The 12,840-nt window shown below is 68.8% G+C and carries 11 protein-coding genes; 8 read left to right on the top strand and 3 right to left on the bottom strand.

Annotated features, from left to right (window positions below; translation table 11 throughout):
• Positions 1-35: 35 nt before the first annotated feature.
• Complete coding sequence (gene hrpB / locus IDT60_RS08875) at positions 36-2,747, top strand: ATP-dependent helicase HrpB (protein WP_223883932.1); 2,712 nt, start codon at positions 36-38, stop codon at positions 2,745-2,747.
• A 163-nt stretch (positions 2,748-2,910) separates the two neighbouring features.
• Positions 2,911-3,051 carry a hypothetical protein gene (locus IDT60_RS08880; RefSeq protein WP_167525080.1) on the top strand — a complete coding sequence of 47 codons (141 nt, stop codon included), beginning with the start codon at positions 2,911-2,913 and terminating at the stop codon, positions 3,049-3,051.
• 41 nt (positions 3,052-3,092) lie between these two features.
• On the opposite strand, the gene IDT60_RS08885 is transcribed toward IDT60_RS08880, so the two are convergent.
• Positions 3,093-3,770 carry an alpha/beta family hydrolase gene (locus tag IDT60_RS08885; protein WP_191081635.1) on the bottom strand — a complete coding sequence of 226 codons (678 nt, stop codon included), beginning with the start codon at positions 3,768-3,770 and terminating at the stop codon, positions 3,093-3,095.
• A gap of 105 nt (positions 3,771-3,875) precedes the next feature.
• Between IDT60_RS08885 and IDT60_RS08890 the strand changes: the two genes are divergently transcribed.
• Both IDT60_RS08890 and ligD read left to right on the top strand, forming a co-directional pair.
• Positions 3,876-4,559 carry a DedA family protein gene (locus tag IDT60_RS08890; protein WP_191081636.1) on the top strand — a complete coding sequence of 228 codons (684 nt, stop codon included), beginning with the start codon at positions 3,876-3,878 and terminating at the stop codon, positions 4,557-4,559.
• Positions 4,560-4,618: 59 nt separating this feature from the next.
• Positions 4,619-5,641, top strand: coding sequence for a non-homologous end-joining DNA ligase (ligD, locus tag IDT60_RS08895; RefSeq protein ID WP_191081637.1), 1,023 nt, complete (start codon positions 4,619-4,621; stop codon positions 5,639-5,641).
• Positions 5,642-5,675: 34 nt separating this feature from the next.
• Here the strand turns inward: ligD and IDT60_RS08900 are convergent, their stop codons facing one another.
• The gene (locus tag IDT60_RS08900; protein WP_164199961.1) at positions 5,676-6,296 is read right to left on the bottom strand and encodes an L-threonylcarbamoyladenylate synthase; all 621 of its coding nucleotides are present in this window, start codon (positions 6,294-6,296) and stop codon (positions 5,676-5,678) included.
• A gap of 61 nt (positions 6,297-6,357) precedes the next feature.
• Here IDT60_RS08900 and IDT60_RS08905 point away from each other — a divergent pair, with 61 nt between their 5' ends.
• Positions 6,358-7,437, top strand: coding sequence for a hypothetical protein (locus IDT60_RS08905; protein ID WP_191081638.1), 1,080 nt, complete (start codon positions 6,358-6,360; stop codon positions 7,435-7,437).
• Positions 7,438-7,476: 39 nt separating this feature from the next.
• Here the strand turns inward: IDT60_RS08905 and IDT60_RS08910 are convergent, their stop codons facing one another.
• Entirely contained in the window at positions 7,477-9,453 is a 1,977-nt protein-coding gene (locus IDT60_RS08910) for an APC family permease (RefSeq protein WP_191081639.1), read from the bottom strand.
• A gap of 168 nt (positions 9,454-9,621) precedes the next feature.
• On the opposite strand from IDT60_RS08910, the gene IDT60_RS08915 reads away from it, so the two are divergent.
• The 3 genes from IDT60_RS08915 to IDT60_RS08925 all read left to right on the top strand — a co-directional run bounded on the left by IDT60_RS08915 (position 9,622) and on the right by IDT60_RS08925 (position 12,817).
• The gene (locus IDT60_RS08915; protein WP_191081640.1) at positions 9,622-11,574 is read left to right on the top strand and encodes a DUF4118 domain-containing protein; all 1,953 of its coding nucleotides are present in this window, start codon (positions 9,622-9,624) and stop codon (positions 11,572-11,574) included.
• Positions 11,571-12,275, top strand: a complete 705-nt coding sequence (locus IDT60_RS08920; RefSeq protein ID WP_191081641.1) for a response regulator — start codon at positions 11,571-11,573, stop codon at positions 12,273-12,275. The genes IDT60_RS08915 and IDT60_RS08920 overlap by 4 nt, the downstream gene beginning before the upstream one ends.
• A 107-nt stretch (positions 12,276-12,382) precedes the next feature.
• Complete coding sequence (locus IDT60_RS08925) at positions 12,383-12,817, top strand: VOC family protein (protein WP_191081642.1); 435 nt, start codon at positions 12,383-12,385, stop codon at positions 12,815-12,817.
• The last annotated feature ends 23 nt before the right edge of the window (positions 12,818-12,840 follow it).

A 12,840-nucleotide genomic window follows, 5' to 3' on the forward strand; every position in this document is an offset into this window, starting at 1 on the left:
GACGGCCCGGGCCGGATTGAGGCGACAATGGTCGTGTGACTTCACCGAGCAACCCCCGCGCCGGCCGGGCGGACATCGCCGTACCGGGTGCCTTTGACCTGGCCACCATCGGCACCGGTCTGGCGTTCGGTGCATCGCTGCCTGAACTGGCTGCGGCGCTGCGGGCCGGCGGCGCGGCGGGGACTGCAGTGGTGCAGGCCCCGCCCGGGACAGGCAAAACCACCCTTGTCCCGCCGCTGCTCGCCAACCTCGCCCCCACACCCGGGGCGTTGCGCGTGGTGGTGACCCAGCCCCGGCGGGTCGCAGCACGTGCCGCTGCGCGGCGCCTGGCCGCCCTCGACGGCAGCCCGGTGGGGGACCGCGTCGGCTATACGGTCCGCGGCGAGCGCCAGGCCGGGCCCGGCACCCTGGTGGAGTTCGTCACACCCGGCATCCTGCTGCGCCGGCTGCTGGACAATCCAGGGCTGGAGAGCACCGGCGCCGTCATCCTGGACGAGGTGCACGAGCGCGGCCTCGAGACCGACCTGCTGCTGGGCATGCTGAATGAAGTCCGCCAGCTCCGCGGCGACCTCACCCTGGTGGCCATGTCCGCCACGCTGGACGCACCCCGCTTCGCCGCCCTGATCGGGAGAGCCGGAGCCGGGGGAACGACAGCGGAGGGAACAGCGGACGACGACGGCGGCCCGGCCCCCGTCGTCGACTGTCCCTCAGCGCTGTACCCGCTTGAGGTTCACTGGACACCGGCGGCGGCGCCCCGGCTTGATGGCCGGGGCGTGGCGCGCGGATTCCTGGACCATGTGGCGGATACGGCGGCGGAGGCCCACGCGGCTGCGGTGGCCATCGACGCGGGCACCGATGCCCTGGTGTTTGTGCCGGGCGCCTGGGAGGTGTCCTATGTGGCGGGCCGGCTCCGCGGGCGGGTGGCCGGCGGAACCGAGGTGCTGGAGCTCCACGGACAGGTGGGCCCGGCCGAGCAGGACCGTGCCGTATCCGGGCGCCGCCCGGGTGGCCCGGCCCGCATTATCGTCTCCACGGACTTGGCGGAGTCATCCCTGACGGTGCCGGGCGTGCGGCTGGTCATCGATTCCGGACTGACCCGTGAACCGCGCCGCGACGCGAACCGCGGCATGTCCGGGCTGGTAACAGTCTCCTGCTCCCGGGCCTCGGCAGAACAGCGCGCCGGCCGCGCCGCGCGGCAGGGGCCGGGACGGGTGGTGCGATGCTACGACCAGCGAAGCTACGGCGCCGCTCCCGCGCACGTCACCCCGGAGATTGCCGTCGCCGATCTGACCGGCGCCGCCTTGACCCTGGCCTGCTGGGGCTCACCCGGCGGACGGGGGCTGGCGCTGCCGGATACGCCACCGGCCGCCGCTATGGCAGAGGCCATCGAGGTGCTGAGGGAGCTCGGTGCGGTGGACGAAGGCGGGCAGGCCACGGGTCTGGGCAGGACCCTGGCCCGGGTCCCGGCCGATCCCCGGCTGGCCCGGGCGCTCCTGGACGGCGCCGCGGCAGTGGGCCACCACAAGGCGGCCGAAGCCGTTGCACTCGTCGCCGGCGACCAGCGTGCCCCGGGCGCCGACCTCACAGCCCTCCTCGCAACCCTGCGAGCCGGTAAGGAACCCGCCTCCCGGCGCTGGGCGGAAGACGTCCGGCGGCTGGAAAGCATCGTGCGGAAGGAAAGCGGCGCCGTCGGGCGTTCTGCCGTCACGGCGCCCGTGAGTGCCGCGGAGGCGCTGGGTGTCGTCGTCGCGATGGCATTCCCGGACCGGATTGCCTGGCGCGTGCCGGGGGAGGGCCAGGCGCGGTACCTGCTGTCTTCCGGAACCCGTGCGGGCCTGCCGGCGGGCAGCTCTTTATCGGGATACGAATGGCTGGCGGTTGCGGAGGTGTCGCGGGCAGCGGGCAGGGATGCTGCCGGTACCGGCGCCGTGATCCGCTCCGCGGCTCCACTGACTGCTGATCTGGCGCAGGCGGCCGCCGGGCAGTTGCTCACCGACACTGTCGACGCGACCTTCAGCCAGGGCCGGGTCATGGCGCGCCGGGAACGACGGCTGGGCGCCATCAGCCTGTCCTCAACCCCTGTCCGGCCGTCACCCGCCGATGGACGCGCGGCGGTGGCCCGCGCACTCTCGGCGGAGGGTCTGGGAATCATTGGCTGGTCGACGGCGGCGGATGCCCTGCGCCGCCGGCTCGCCCTGCTGCACCGCGAACTCGGCGCGCCGTGGCCGGACGTTTCCGAGCACGCCCTGCTGGCAGACCTCGACGCCTGGCTCAGGCCGGAGCTTGAAAAGCTGGCCGGCGGCGCGTCCACGAACTCCATTGACCTCACCGACCCCCTGCGGCGGTTGCTGCCCTGGCCGGAGGCGGTCCGCCTGGCCGAGCTGGTCCCGGAGGCGCTTAAGGTTCCGAGCGGATCGACGGTCCGGATCGACTACCCCGACGTCGCCGAGAATACGGGGACGGAGCATAGGGCGGACGACGCCGGCCGTCCGGTTGTGGCGGTCAAGCTGCAGGAATGCTTTGGCTGGGCCGAGACGCCGCGGCTGGTGGACGGCAGGGTACCGGTCCTGTTCCATCTCCTCTCCCCGGCCAGGCGGCCGCTGGCGGTGACCGATGACCTGGCGTCGTTCTGGTCCGGGCCCTACGCACAGGTCAGGGCCGAGATGCGGGGCCGCTATCCCCGGCACCCCTGGCCGGAGGACCCCTGGACGGCGCAGGCAACGGCCCGGACCAAAGCCAGGATGTAACGCCGGCGGTTGCCGCCTGGTTTCTGCCGCCTGGCCGTGGAGTACCCGCGTGAGATGTCCGATACGTGGCCGAAACGTAGCGTCGACCCCCTGAAACATCCCGCCGTTAGGCTCGTTCCTACTTGGACAACGTGGTCAAGACACAATACGAAGGGACGTACCAATGTTGCTTTTGAGTAGCCTGAACCTCTTGTTTGATGGCGGCCGGCGTGACGACAGCCGCGGAAACAGCGAGACCGAATTCCCCACGGGCCGGCTGAGCTCCACCGCCTGGGAAGGCTGGTGGCACGAAGACGCCGCTTAGCCGGCGCAGGGGCGTGCCTGGAGTAATTGGGGGTTCCAGGCTCAGCTGCGGGTCCGGATGAACTCCGCGACCAGCGGCGCCAGGTCTGCGCCGATCTCCGCGGCGTCGCGCTTCCTGCCCGCCACCGAGAAAGAGTGGTCCCCGCCCTCGATCCACTGCAGCACTGCCGACGGGCCGATCCGGGACACCACACCTTCAAGCAACTCCCGTGTTGCGAACGTGTCGCGGGAACCCTGCAGGAAGAGCATGGGCAGCGTGAGGCCGTAAAGGTGTTCGTCGCGGAGCTTTTCGGGCTTGCCCGGTGGATGCAGCGGGTACCCGAGGTACACCAGCCCGGCTGCATCCATTCCCTCGGCAACGGCCATGGATGCCATCCGTCCGCCGAACGATTTGCCTGCGGCCCAGATGGGCCCGTTGTCAGCATGTTCCTCCGCCTGGCGGACTGCCTCGTCCATCACAGCCCGCCAGGTGGCGATGGCCGCCGGCGGTCGGTCCGGGAACTTCCTGCCCGCCTCGCGGTAGGGGAAGTTGAAGCGCAAGGTGGCAACGCCGTCGTCGTTCAGACCGCGGGTGAAGCCGCCCATAAACGGGTGCTGCATGCCCGCACCCGCCCCGTGCGCCAGCACCACCGTGGCGAAGGGGCGCTCCGGGCGGGCGTACAGGGCCGACACACGGGAATCGCCGACGTTGATGGTCAGGGCGGACTCTGAAGCAGTCATCGGTCCATCATGCCGGACACCGATGTGTGCGGCACAGCAGGTTCCCAGCAGACAGTCAGGTGCGTCGCCAAGAATGGGGGTTCGCCCACTCCCGGAGGAACCCCCATGACTGCAGCCACAGCCCTGGCCGCCCCCTTGTCCACAGCTCCCGCCCCGTCAACAGCCGACGAGCTCAACGGCATCTCGGAGTGGGTGGTGGGGGTTATGGAAGTAGTGGGCGCCCCCGGTGCGGGCCTGATTGTCGCCCTGGAGAACCTGTTCCCGCCGCTTCCGAGCGAAGTGATCCTTCCGCTGGCCGGCTTCACGGCCAGCCGCGGCAGCTTCAGCCTGCTGGACGCCATCATGTGGACCACGGCCGGCTCGGTCCTGGGCGCCTACATCCTCTATGCCCTGGGCGGCTGGCTGGGGCGGGAACGGACCCGGGCCCTGGTCCGCAGGATCCCGCTGGTGAACGTTGACGACGTCGACAAGGTGGAAGCGTGGTTCGCCCGCCACGGCAGCAAGGCAGTCTTTTTCGGCCGCCTGGTGCCGCTGTTCCGAAGCCTCGTCTCGATTCCCGCAGGGATTGAGAAAATGCCCGTGTGGCGGTTCCTCGGACTGACGTTCGCGGGGAGCTTCATCTGGAACTCGGTGCTGATCATGGCCGGCTTCTTCCTCGGCGAGAACTGGCACGTTGTTGAGCAGTACGCCGGGATTTTCCAGAAGGTCGTCATCGCCGCCGTGGTAATCCTGGTGGTGGCGTTCGTGGTGCGTAAGGTCCGGGAGCGCCGGAGCAAAGTGGACGCCTGACCCCTTCCGCGCGGCCGTGACGCCCTGCGGCGAATCCGTTGACGGTGTACGTTGTCCCCATGGCGAGCGAACAGACCACCATCACTGTCCCGGGACCAAACGGCGATCGCGAGATGCGCATATCGAGCCCCGGCAGGGTGCTGTGGCCGGAGCTTGGGCTGACCAAGCTGGACCTGGCCCGCTACACAGTGGACGTGGGAGAGGCCTTCCTTGCCGCCAACGGGGACAGGCCCGTGGCCCTGCAGCGGTACTCGGACAACATCGACGGCGAACAGTTCTTTTCGAAAAACCCGCCCCGGGGAGCCCCGGAGTTCGTCCGGTCCGTGAAGGTGGTGTTCCCGAGTGCACGCTCGCACCCCATGCTGGTCCTGGACGAGCCGGCCGCCGCCGTGTGGGCCGTGCAGATGAACACTGTGGTGTTCCATCCGTGGCCCTCGCGTACCGGGAACACCGACAACCCGGACCAGCTGCGCATTGACCTGGATCCGCAGCCGGGGACGGACTTCGATGACGCCGTTCCGGCGGCGCTGGCGCTGAAGGAGGTGCTAGCGGAGGCGGGGCTGGAAAGCTTCATCAAGACCTCGGGAAACCGCGGGCTCCACGTGTACGCTCCCATCCGGCCGACGCACGAATTCCTGGACGTCCGGCATGCGGTGATCGCCGCGTGCCGGGAGCTGGAACGGCGGATGCCGGACAAGGTCACTACCTCATGGTGGAAAGAGGAACGCGGCGAAAAGGTGTTTCTCGATTTCAACCAGGCCAACCGCGACCGGACCATCGCCGGCGCCTACAGCCCGCGCGCCCTCGCCCACGCACCCGTCTCCTGCCCCGTCACGTGGGAGGAGCTGGAAAGTATCAACCCGAAGGACTTCACCATCCTCACCGTCCCGGACCGGCTGAAGACCGTGGGGGATCCCTGGGCCGGCATGAACGCCAATCCCGGCACCATCAACACCTTGCTGGAATGGTGGGACCGGGACGCGAAATCCGGGCTGGGTGAGATGCCCTTCCCGCCCGACTACCCGAAGATGCCGGGCGAGCCTCCCCGTGTGCAGCCCAGCCGGGCCCGCAAGCCGGACTAAGGATCAGCCGGCCAGGGCCAAGCCGGACCAGGGCCTATTCGAAGCGGGACGGGTCCCCGGCGCCGCGCCGAACCACTTCGGCCACACCGCTGGAGAAATCCACCACCGTGGTGGGTTCGGAGCCGCAGTCGCCGGCGTCAATCACAGCGTCCACTTCATGGTCCAGCCGCTCCTTGATCTCCCAGCCCTGCGTCAGCGGATCCTCCTCGTCGGGGAGCAGCAGCGTGCTGGAGAGGATCGGCTCGCCGAGCTCTGCCAGCAAGGCCTGCACCACCCGGTTGTCCGGGATGCGCACGCCGACCGTTTTCTTTTTGGGATGCAGCAGCCGGCGCGGAACTTCCTTGGTGGCCGGCAGGATGAACGTATACGCCCCGGGCGTGACAGCCTTGATGCTGCGGAACACATCGTTGCCGATGAGCACGAACTGGCCCAACTGGGCGAAGTCCTTGCAGACCAGCGTGAAGTGGTGTTTGTCATCGAGCTTCCGGATGGAACGGATCCGGTCCAGTGCGTCCTTGTTGCCCAGCTGGGCTCCCAGCGCGTAACAGGAATCGGTGGGGTAGGCGATAAGTCCGCCGTCGAGCACCATCTTCACGGCCTGCGTGATCGCACGGGGCTGGGGATCCTGGGGATGAACATCAAAATATCGGGCCATGCCCCCGAGCCTACGTCGTTGAGGCACCGAATAGTGCACCTGGAGGTGCGAGGATGGGCCCATGACGCTGCAGGGGGAAGTGCTTCTGGAAGGACCGCGGGGCCGACGGCTATGCCTTGAACTGGCGATGGAACTGAACCAGGACATCAGGACGGCGGTGTTCTGGTTGGGCTATGAGCTCGATAGCGGGCGGGGGACGTCCCGGGTGCTGCTGACCATGGTTTCCGGGGAAAACGGTGTCGCTGATGAAGCCGCAGCCTCCGGCTCCGGGACGTCAGAAGACCAGCTGGCCGCAGCGCTCACTGCCCTGGACTCCACGAGCCTGAGCGGCACAACGATCCAGCTGGCACTGGAGCGGTCTGTGGATACGGCGAGGTACTGGCAGCCGCCCGACGGCGAAGACGTCCTGGCAGCACTGCCTGCTGTCCGGGCAGCCCTCCTGCCCCTCGCTGACCAGGTACTCCGCGCACCTGGCGTGCAGTGGTGGGACGAGGGCCGCGCCGTGGAGCAGTGGGCCATCGACTGGCGCCCGGCCGACGATCCGGCGCCGCTGCCCGGGAACCTGCGTCAGGCACTGAGCAGCTGGGGCCGCAACGAACGCGCTGAAGAGGCCCGGGCCGCACTTGACCGGCCGATTGATCCGCACGCCCCGGTATCGGGGTGGTGGTGGTCGTTCCCGCGGGGCCTCCTTCGCAGTGTCGGACACCTCCCGGCCGGGTTGGGCCTGGTGGAGGATTCGCTCGGCTGGCTGGAGGCCACGGCGATTCCCGTCCGCGGCACGGGCCGGACGCTGGAGATCCGTACCCCGGAGGACTGGACGGAGCTGTGCCGCCGCTTCCCGTTGGAGGTCACGGCGTCCAGGCGGCATGACTGGTTCAACACCACCGGCCGCGACGGACGGTGGGTCATCCCGGACTGGGAACAGGCAGCTACCGAGTGGGACGCCGTGCACCTGACGGTCCTCGGCTACCTCAGGGGAGCGGGGCGTGCCCTGCAGGTGGATACCGGCACGGCAACGGTCATCGCCGGCTGGGACCCTGACTGCACGATCTGGCTCACCGATGGTGTCCGCGAGTGCGAGGGCCCGCGGCAGGCCTGGCAACGGGCCGGCCAGGGCGAGTCTTGGAATCGCGTGCCCTAAGCGCCCGACGCGGGCCCCACGCGCCCGGGGCCGCTGAATTCACCCCACATGCACCCACGGCCGCTTCGTGACGTCCGGTTCAGCTTCGCGCAGGATCTCGCGCGTCACGGGAGCGATCTCGCCCTCACCCAGGACCAGGAACTTCAAGAGGTTGACCGCCGGGTTGCCTTCAGTCCACCGGAAGTACACATGCGGCATCAGCCCGGTGACGTCCCGGATATGCAGGAGGACCGAGGCGATGGTGTTGGGCACCACCGGGCCGTGCACTTCCAGCACGGCAAACCCGTGCCGCATCACGCCCCGGACTTCCAGCGCGGTCTCGAAGTCCGAGGAATCATCCACAACGACCTCCAGGAACATCGTCCGGCAGTCTGCCGGGAAGTGGCTCGCCTCGGTGGCGGATGCCAGCTTCTGCCGGTACGCCTCCGCTGACTGGCGCAGCGGTTCATGGGCGATGATGCCAATAGGCCCGGTCAGGTTGTCCGCCAGGAACTCCAGGGCCTGCGTATCAAGCCGCACGTGGGTCGCATGCAGCTCGAAGGACCGGAGCACCCTCGAGAGCAGGGAGATGCAGATGATGCCCAGGATGAAGTAGCCCGCGATCCGGATCCCCTCGGGACGCTCGATGATGTTGGTGACCGTGGTGTAGACAAACAGCACGGCGATCACGCCGAAGCCGAACGTCCGCTTTTTCTGTTGCAGGCGGCGGGCCGAGAGCGTCACGGCCACTGCCGCCGAGGTCATCAGCACCAGGACGCCGGTGGCGTACGCGCCGCCCTGCGCATCGACGTCGGCCTCAAACAGCCAGGTGACCAGGAATCCGATGAGCGTGAACACCAGCACGAGGGGCCGGACTGCCTTGGCCCACTCCGGTGCCATGCCGTAGCGCGGCAGGTACCGCGGGACGAGGTTCAGCAGTCCCGCCATCGCGGAGGCCCCCGCGAACCACAGGATGGCGATGGTGCTCAGGTCATACAGTGTGCCGAAGCCGGCTCCCAGGTAGTCATGGGCGAGGAACGCCAGGGCGCGGCCGTTCGCCCCGCCGCCCGGCAGGAACTCATCCGCGGGAATCAGGACCACCGTGGCAAAACTGCTCGTGACAAGGAACGAACTCATGATCACCGCAGCGGTGGTCAGCATCCGCCGTGTGCCCTGGATCCGGCCCGCCGGATTGTCCTCCGTATCGCCCTCGCCGCCGCGGACCTGCGGCATCACGGCCACGCCGGTTTCAAAACCGGAAAGTCCCAGTGCCAGCTTGGGAAAGACCAGAAGAGCAATGGCCACCGCCATCATCGGATTCCCGTGGGAGGTGTTCAGGGTCTGCCACCAGTCACCGACCGCGACAGGATGGGAGGCCGCTTCCGCGAGCGAGACGCCGATGACCACCACGTTCAGTCCCAGGAACACGATGACCAGCACCACGGCCACACCGATTGCCTCCTTGAACCCGCGCAGGAAAACCGCGGCCAGCAGCGCCAGCAGCACAAGTGTCACAGCCACCTCCTGGCCGTGCAGGGAGTCAGGCGCGAACGGGTTCTCGATCAGGTGGGCTGTGGCATCGGCGGCGGACAGCGTCATGGTGATCATGAAGTCCGTGGCGGCGAAACCCAGCAGCACCAGGACCAGGATTTTGCCCCGCCACCGGGGGAGCAGCCGTTCCAGCATGGCGATGGATCCTTCCCCGCGGGGGCTCTCGCCGGCCACCCGGCGATAGACGGGAAGGGCGCCCAGCAGGGTCACCGCCACCAGGACCAGCGTGGCCAGGGGTGAGATGGCGCCTGCGGCGAGTGCCGCGATGGCGGGCTGGTAACCAAGCGTGGAGAAGTAGTCCACGCCCGTCAGGCACATCACCTGCCACCAGTGGTGCTTCCTCTCCCCGGCGGGAGCGGCGCCGCCGGGACCCTGATGGGTGCCTTTCGCGTCCTCCAGTCCGAACAACAGCCAGCCGGTGAGGGCGGCCTTCCGCGTCGGGCGGAGGGCCGAGGGATCGGCCGGGGGTCTGCTCATGGTGGTCATGGAAGCCTTTCAGCCCGCCGCACAGCACCGCGGGCACAGCCGAATCTAGTACCGGCCACGAGTCAATCAGCCGGAGTCCGGCGAATCTTGACGCATCCTTAACGCCGGTATGACCGGAAACACTTCGCGCCGGCCGGGAGTGCCTGATCATGGTGGGAGAATGGCCGCATGGCACGGGAACGGATAGTCATTGGCCTCAATGGCAGCGACGATGCAGAGCTGCTCATCCGCCGCGCCGCCCGCATCCTGGAAGGGTTCGACGGCGGTGAGCTGGCGGCCGTCCACATCCGCACCCCTGAAGGCACTCCGGACGAGTCACCGCAGGACCTCGAAGCCCGGCGGCGGCTGATCCTCGAACTGGGCGGGACCTACCACACGGTGTCGTCGCAGGATCCCGCCCTGGCCCTCCTCGACTACGCCCGCAAGTCAGGTGCCACGCACATCGTGGTGGGGCAGCCCCGCCGCCGGCCCCTGGCCGGACTCGTCTCCGGGCTGTTCACCGGCGGAACCGTGGAGGCGCGCGTGGTCCGCGGCGCCGGGGACATTGACGTTCACGTGGTTCCGCGGCCCGAATCCGGGCGGCATCCGCAACGCAGGCGGCCGGACCTTGGCCGGGCCAGGGTGGGCGTTGGCTTCGGGCTCGCCGCCGCCCTTCCTGTCCTGCTTCAAGTGCTTCTTGCCGCCTTCGACCACAGCGTTGCCACCGCTGTCCTGATCCAGCTTGCGGGCGCCGTAGGGGTGGCCCTGCTGGGCGGACTCTGGCCTGCGGTGGTGGGCGCATTGTGGAGCAGCGTGTTGGTGAACTATTTCTCCACGCCGCCGCTGGGTGACTTAGCCATCCACGACCCGCAGGACCTCCTGTCGCTGCTCATTTTTGTTGGCGTCTCCGTGGCGGTTGCCGGAGTGGTGGACAGGTCGGCCCGCCGGTCCAAGGAAGCCGCCCGAGCCCAGGCCGAGGCCACCACCCTGGGGGAGCTTGCCCTGGGTGCCTCCCGTTCCGAGGACACGCTGGAAGGCATCCTCGCGGCGGCGCTGGACGTCTTTGGTGCCACGGGTGCCGGTGTTTTCAGCAGCCGGGACGGCCAGGCGGACGGTGACGCCCCGGCGTCGGGCACTTCAGCTGCCCCCGCTGCCCCCGCTGCGGACGGTGACGGCCGGTTCTGGCGGATGGTGGCGGGCGCCGGGCAAACCACCGCGTGGTCGCCCGGCGCGGCCGGCACGGCAGAGGTGGTGGACCATGACACCCGCCTCGTGCTGTTCGGGCGGGAGGCTCCGGCTACGGAAAGCAGGCTGCTCGGTGCGTTCGCGGTCCACGTCAAGGCCCAGCTGGAGCGCCGCCAGCTGGCCGTGAGCCGCCGGGAGATCCTGCGGCTGGCCGAAGGGAACACCATGCGCACGGCCATCCTGCGGGCCGTCTCCCACGACCTGAGGACGCCCCTGGCCGGGATCAAGCTCGCGGCCGGCGGCCTGCTCCAGCGGACAGTGACCTACACCGCTGAGGAGGAGCGGGAGCTGCTGGAAACCATCGATGAGTGCACGGACCGCCTGGACCAGCTGGTGGGGAACCTGCTGGACATGTCCCGGATCACCGCCGATTCGGTGCGTCCCCTGCTTGGGCCCGTGCGGTGGGGCGATGTTGTGGACCCGGCCCTCCGCGGGCTCCCGGTCGGTTCCGTCAGGCTGGACCTGCCGGCCAACATGCCCGCCGTGGAAGCAGATCCCGTCCTGCTGGAGCGGGTCATCGCCAACATTGTCGAAAACGCCGTCAAGTATGCCCCCGGCACCGGGATCACCATCACCGGAGCGTCCGACGGCGTGGGCGCGGCCACCCTGGACGGCTACCCTTCCGGTGAGCTGCGGATCATCGACCACGGCTCCGGTGTGCCCGCCCGGAAAGTGCTGGCGATGTTCCAGCCGTTCCAGCGGCTGCACGACAGGCCCCAGGCCACCGGCGTGGGGCTGGGCCTGGCAGTGGCCGACGGTTTCGTCAAAGCCATGGGCGGCACCCTGACCGCCGAGGAAACTCCCGCCGGCGGTCTGACCATGGTGGTGAGGCTGGCACTGTCCACCGGTTCCCGGGGCGCGCGCCACGCCGCAGGCCCGCGGCAGGAGGTCATGTGAGTGCGGCTGACACTCCGGGCAGCGGCCGGACACGGGTCCTGGTGGTGGATGATGACCCCCACCTCCTGAAGGCCCTCCGGATCACGCTCCAGGCCCACGGCTACGACGTGGACACAGCGTCCGACGGCGGCACGTGCCTGAGTGCCGCATCCCGCCGTCCGCCGGACGTGATGATCCTGGACCTCGGCCTGCCGGACCGCGACGGGGCGGACGTCCTGCGTGAACTCCGCCGATGGAGCAGCCTCCCGGTGCTGGTGCTGTCCGCACGCCATGGCTCGTCGGACAAGGTGGACGCCCTTGACGCCGGCGCGGATGACTACATCACCAAGCCGTTCGGACTGGACGAACTCCTGGCCCGGCTGCGGGCCCTCCTCCGCCGTGTGCCGGAGCCCGAGTCCGCCCCCACCGTGGCCGCGTCGTCCTTCACCGTGGACCTCGCCCGGCGGCGTGTCACCAGGGGAGGGGAAGTTGTCCGCCTGACGCCGACGGAGTGGAACATCCTGGAACTGCTGGTCCGGAACCCTGCCCGGCTGGTGACACAGCAGCAGCTGCTCCTGGACGTCTGGGGACCCGCCTACCAGACCGAAGCCAACTACCTTCGGGTGTACATGGCCCAGCTCCGGCGGAAACTGGAGGACCACCCAGGCAACCCCCGCCACCTGCTCACCGAACCTGGCGTAGGGTACCGGTTTATGCCCTGACGCTGCGGGCAAACCGGGGCATACGCACCCTATGAACCGGGCCTGAAGTGCGGCAGGATGGTGACTGTTCCTGTCCGAGTCCGTCAGCAAACTAGGAGTATCCGGCCATGCCAACGACCCTCAATCCGTACCTTGGCTTCCGTGACAATGCCCGGGAGGCCATGACTTTTTACCACTCCGTCTTCGGCGGTGACCTGACACTGAGCACTTTCGGGGAATTCCATGCCAGCGAGGATCCTGCCGAAGCGGACAAGATCATGCACGGCATGGTCACCGCGCCTGGCGGCCTGGTCCTGATGGGCGCCGACACCCCGAACTCCATGGACTACTCGCCCGGGAGCACCATTTCGATCTCGCTCAGCGGCGATGACGAAGCCGAATTGCGGGGCTACTGGGACAAGCTCTCCGGCGACGGCGGCACCGTGACTGTTCCGCTGGAGCCGGCGCCGTGGGGCGATGTCTTCGGCATGTGCACGGACCGGTTCGGGACATCCTGGCTGGTCAACGTCAATGGTGCCGGCGAAGCTGCTCCCGCGTCCTAGAGGCAGCAAAAACGGAACAGCGG

It is taken from the genome of Pseudarthrobacter sp. BIM B-2242 (assembly GCF_014764445.1).
GTDB lineage: Bacteria > Actinomycetota > Actinomycetes > Actinomycetales > Micrococcaceae > Arthrobacter > Arthrobacter luteus_A.

Bases quoted from the DNA above. Each gene is read 5' to 3' on its own strand.
- IDT60_RS08880 (WP_167525080.1), top strand. From the start codon at position 2,911: ATGTTGCTTTTGAGTAGCCTGAACCTCTTGTTTGATGGCGGCCGGCGT.
- IDT60_RS08885 (WP_191081635.1), bottom strand. From the start codon at position 3,770: ATGACTGCTTCAGAGTCCGCCCTGACCATCAACGTCGGCGATTCCCGT.
- IDT60_RS08890 (WP_191081636.1), top strand. From the start codon at position 3,876: ATGACTGCAGCCACAGCCCTGGCCGCCCCCTTGTCCACAGCTCCCGCC.
- ligD (WP_191081637.1), top strand. From the start codon at position 4,619: ATGGCGAGCGAACAGACCACCATCACTGTCCCGGGACCAAACGGCGAT.
- IDT60_RS08900 (WP_164199961.1), bottom strand. From the start codon at position 6,296: ATGGCCCGATATTTTGATGTTCATCCCCAGGATCCCCAGCCCCGTGCG.
- IDT60_RS08905 (WP_191081638.1), top strand. From the start codon at position 6,358: ATGACGCTGCAGGGGGAAGTGCTTCTGGAAGGACCGCGGGGCCGACGG.
- IDT60_RS08910 (WP_191081639.1), bottom strand. From the start codon at position 9,453: ATGACCACCATGAGCAGACCCCCGGCCGATCCCTCGGCCCTCCGCCCG.
- IDT60_RS08915 (WP_191081640.1), top strand. From the start codon at position 9,622: ATGGCACGGGAACGGATAGTCATTGGCCTCAATGGCAGCGACGATGCA.
- IDT60_RS08925 (WP_191081642.1), top strand. From the start codon at position 12,383: ATGCCAACGACCCTCAATCCGTACCTTGGCTTCCGTGACAATGCCCGG.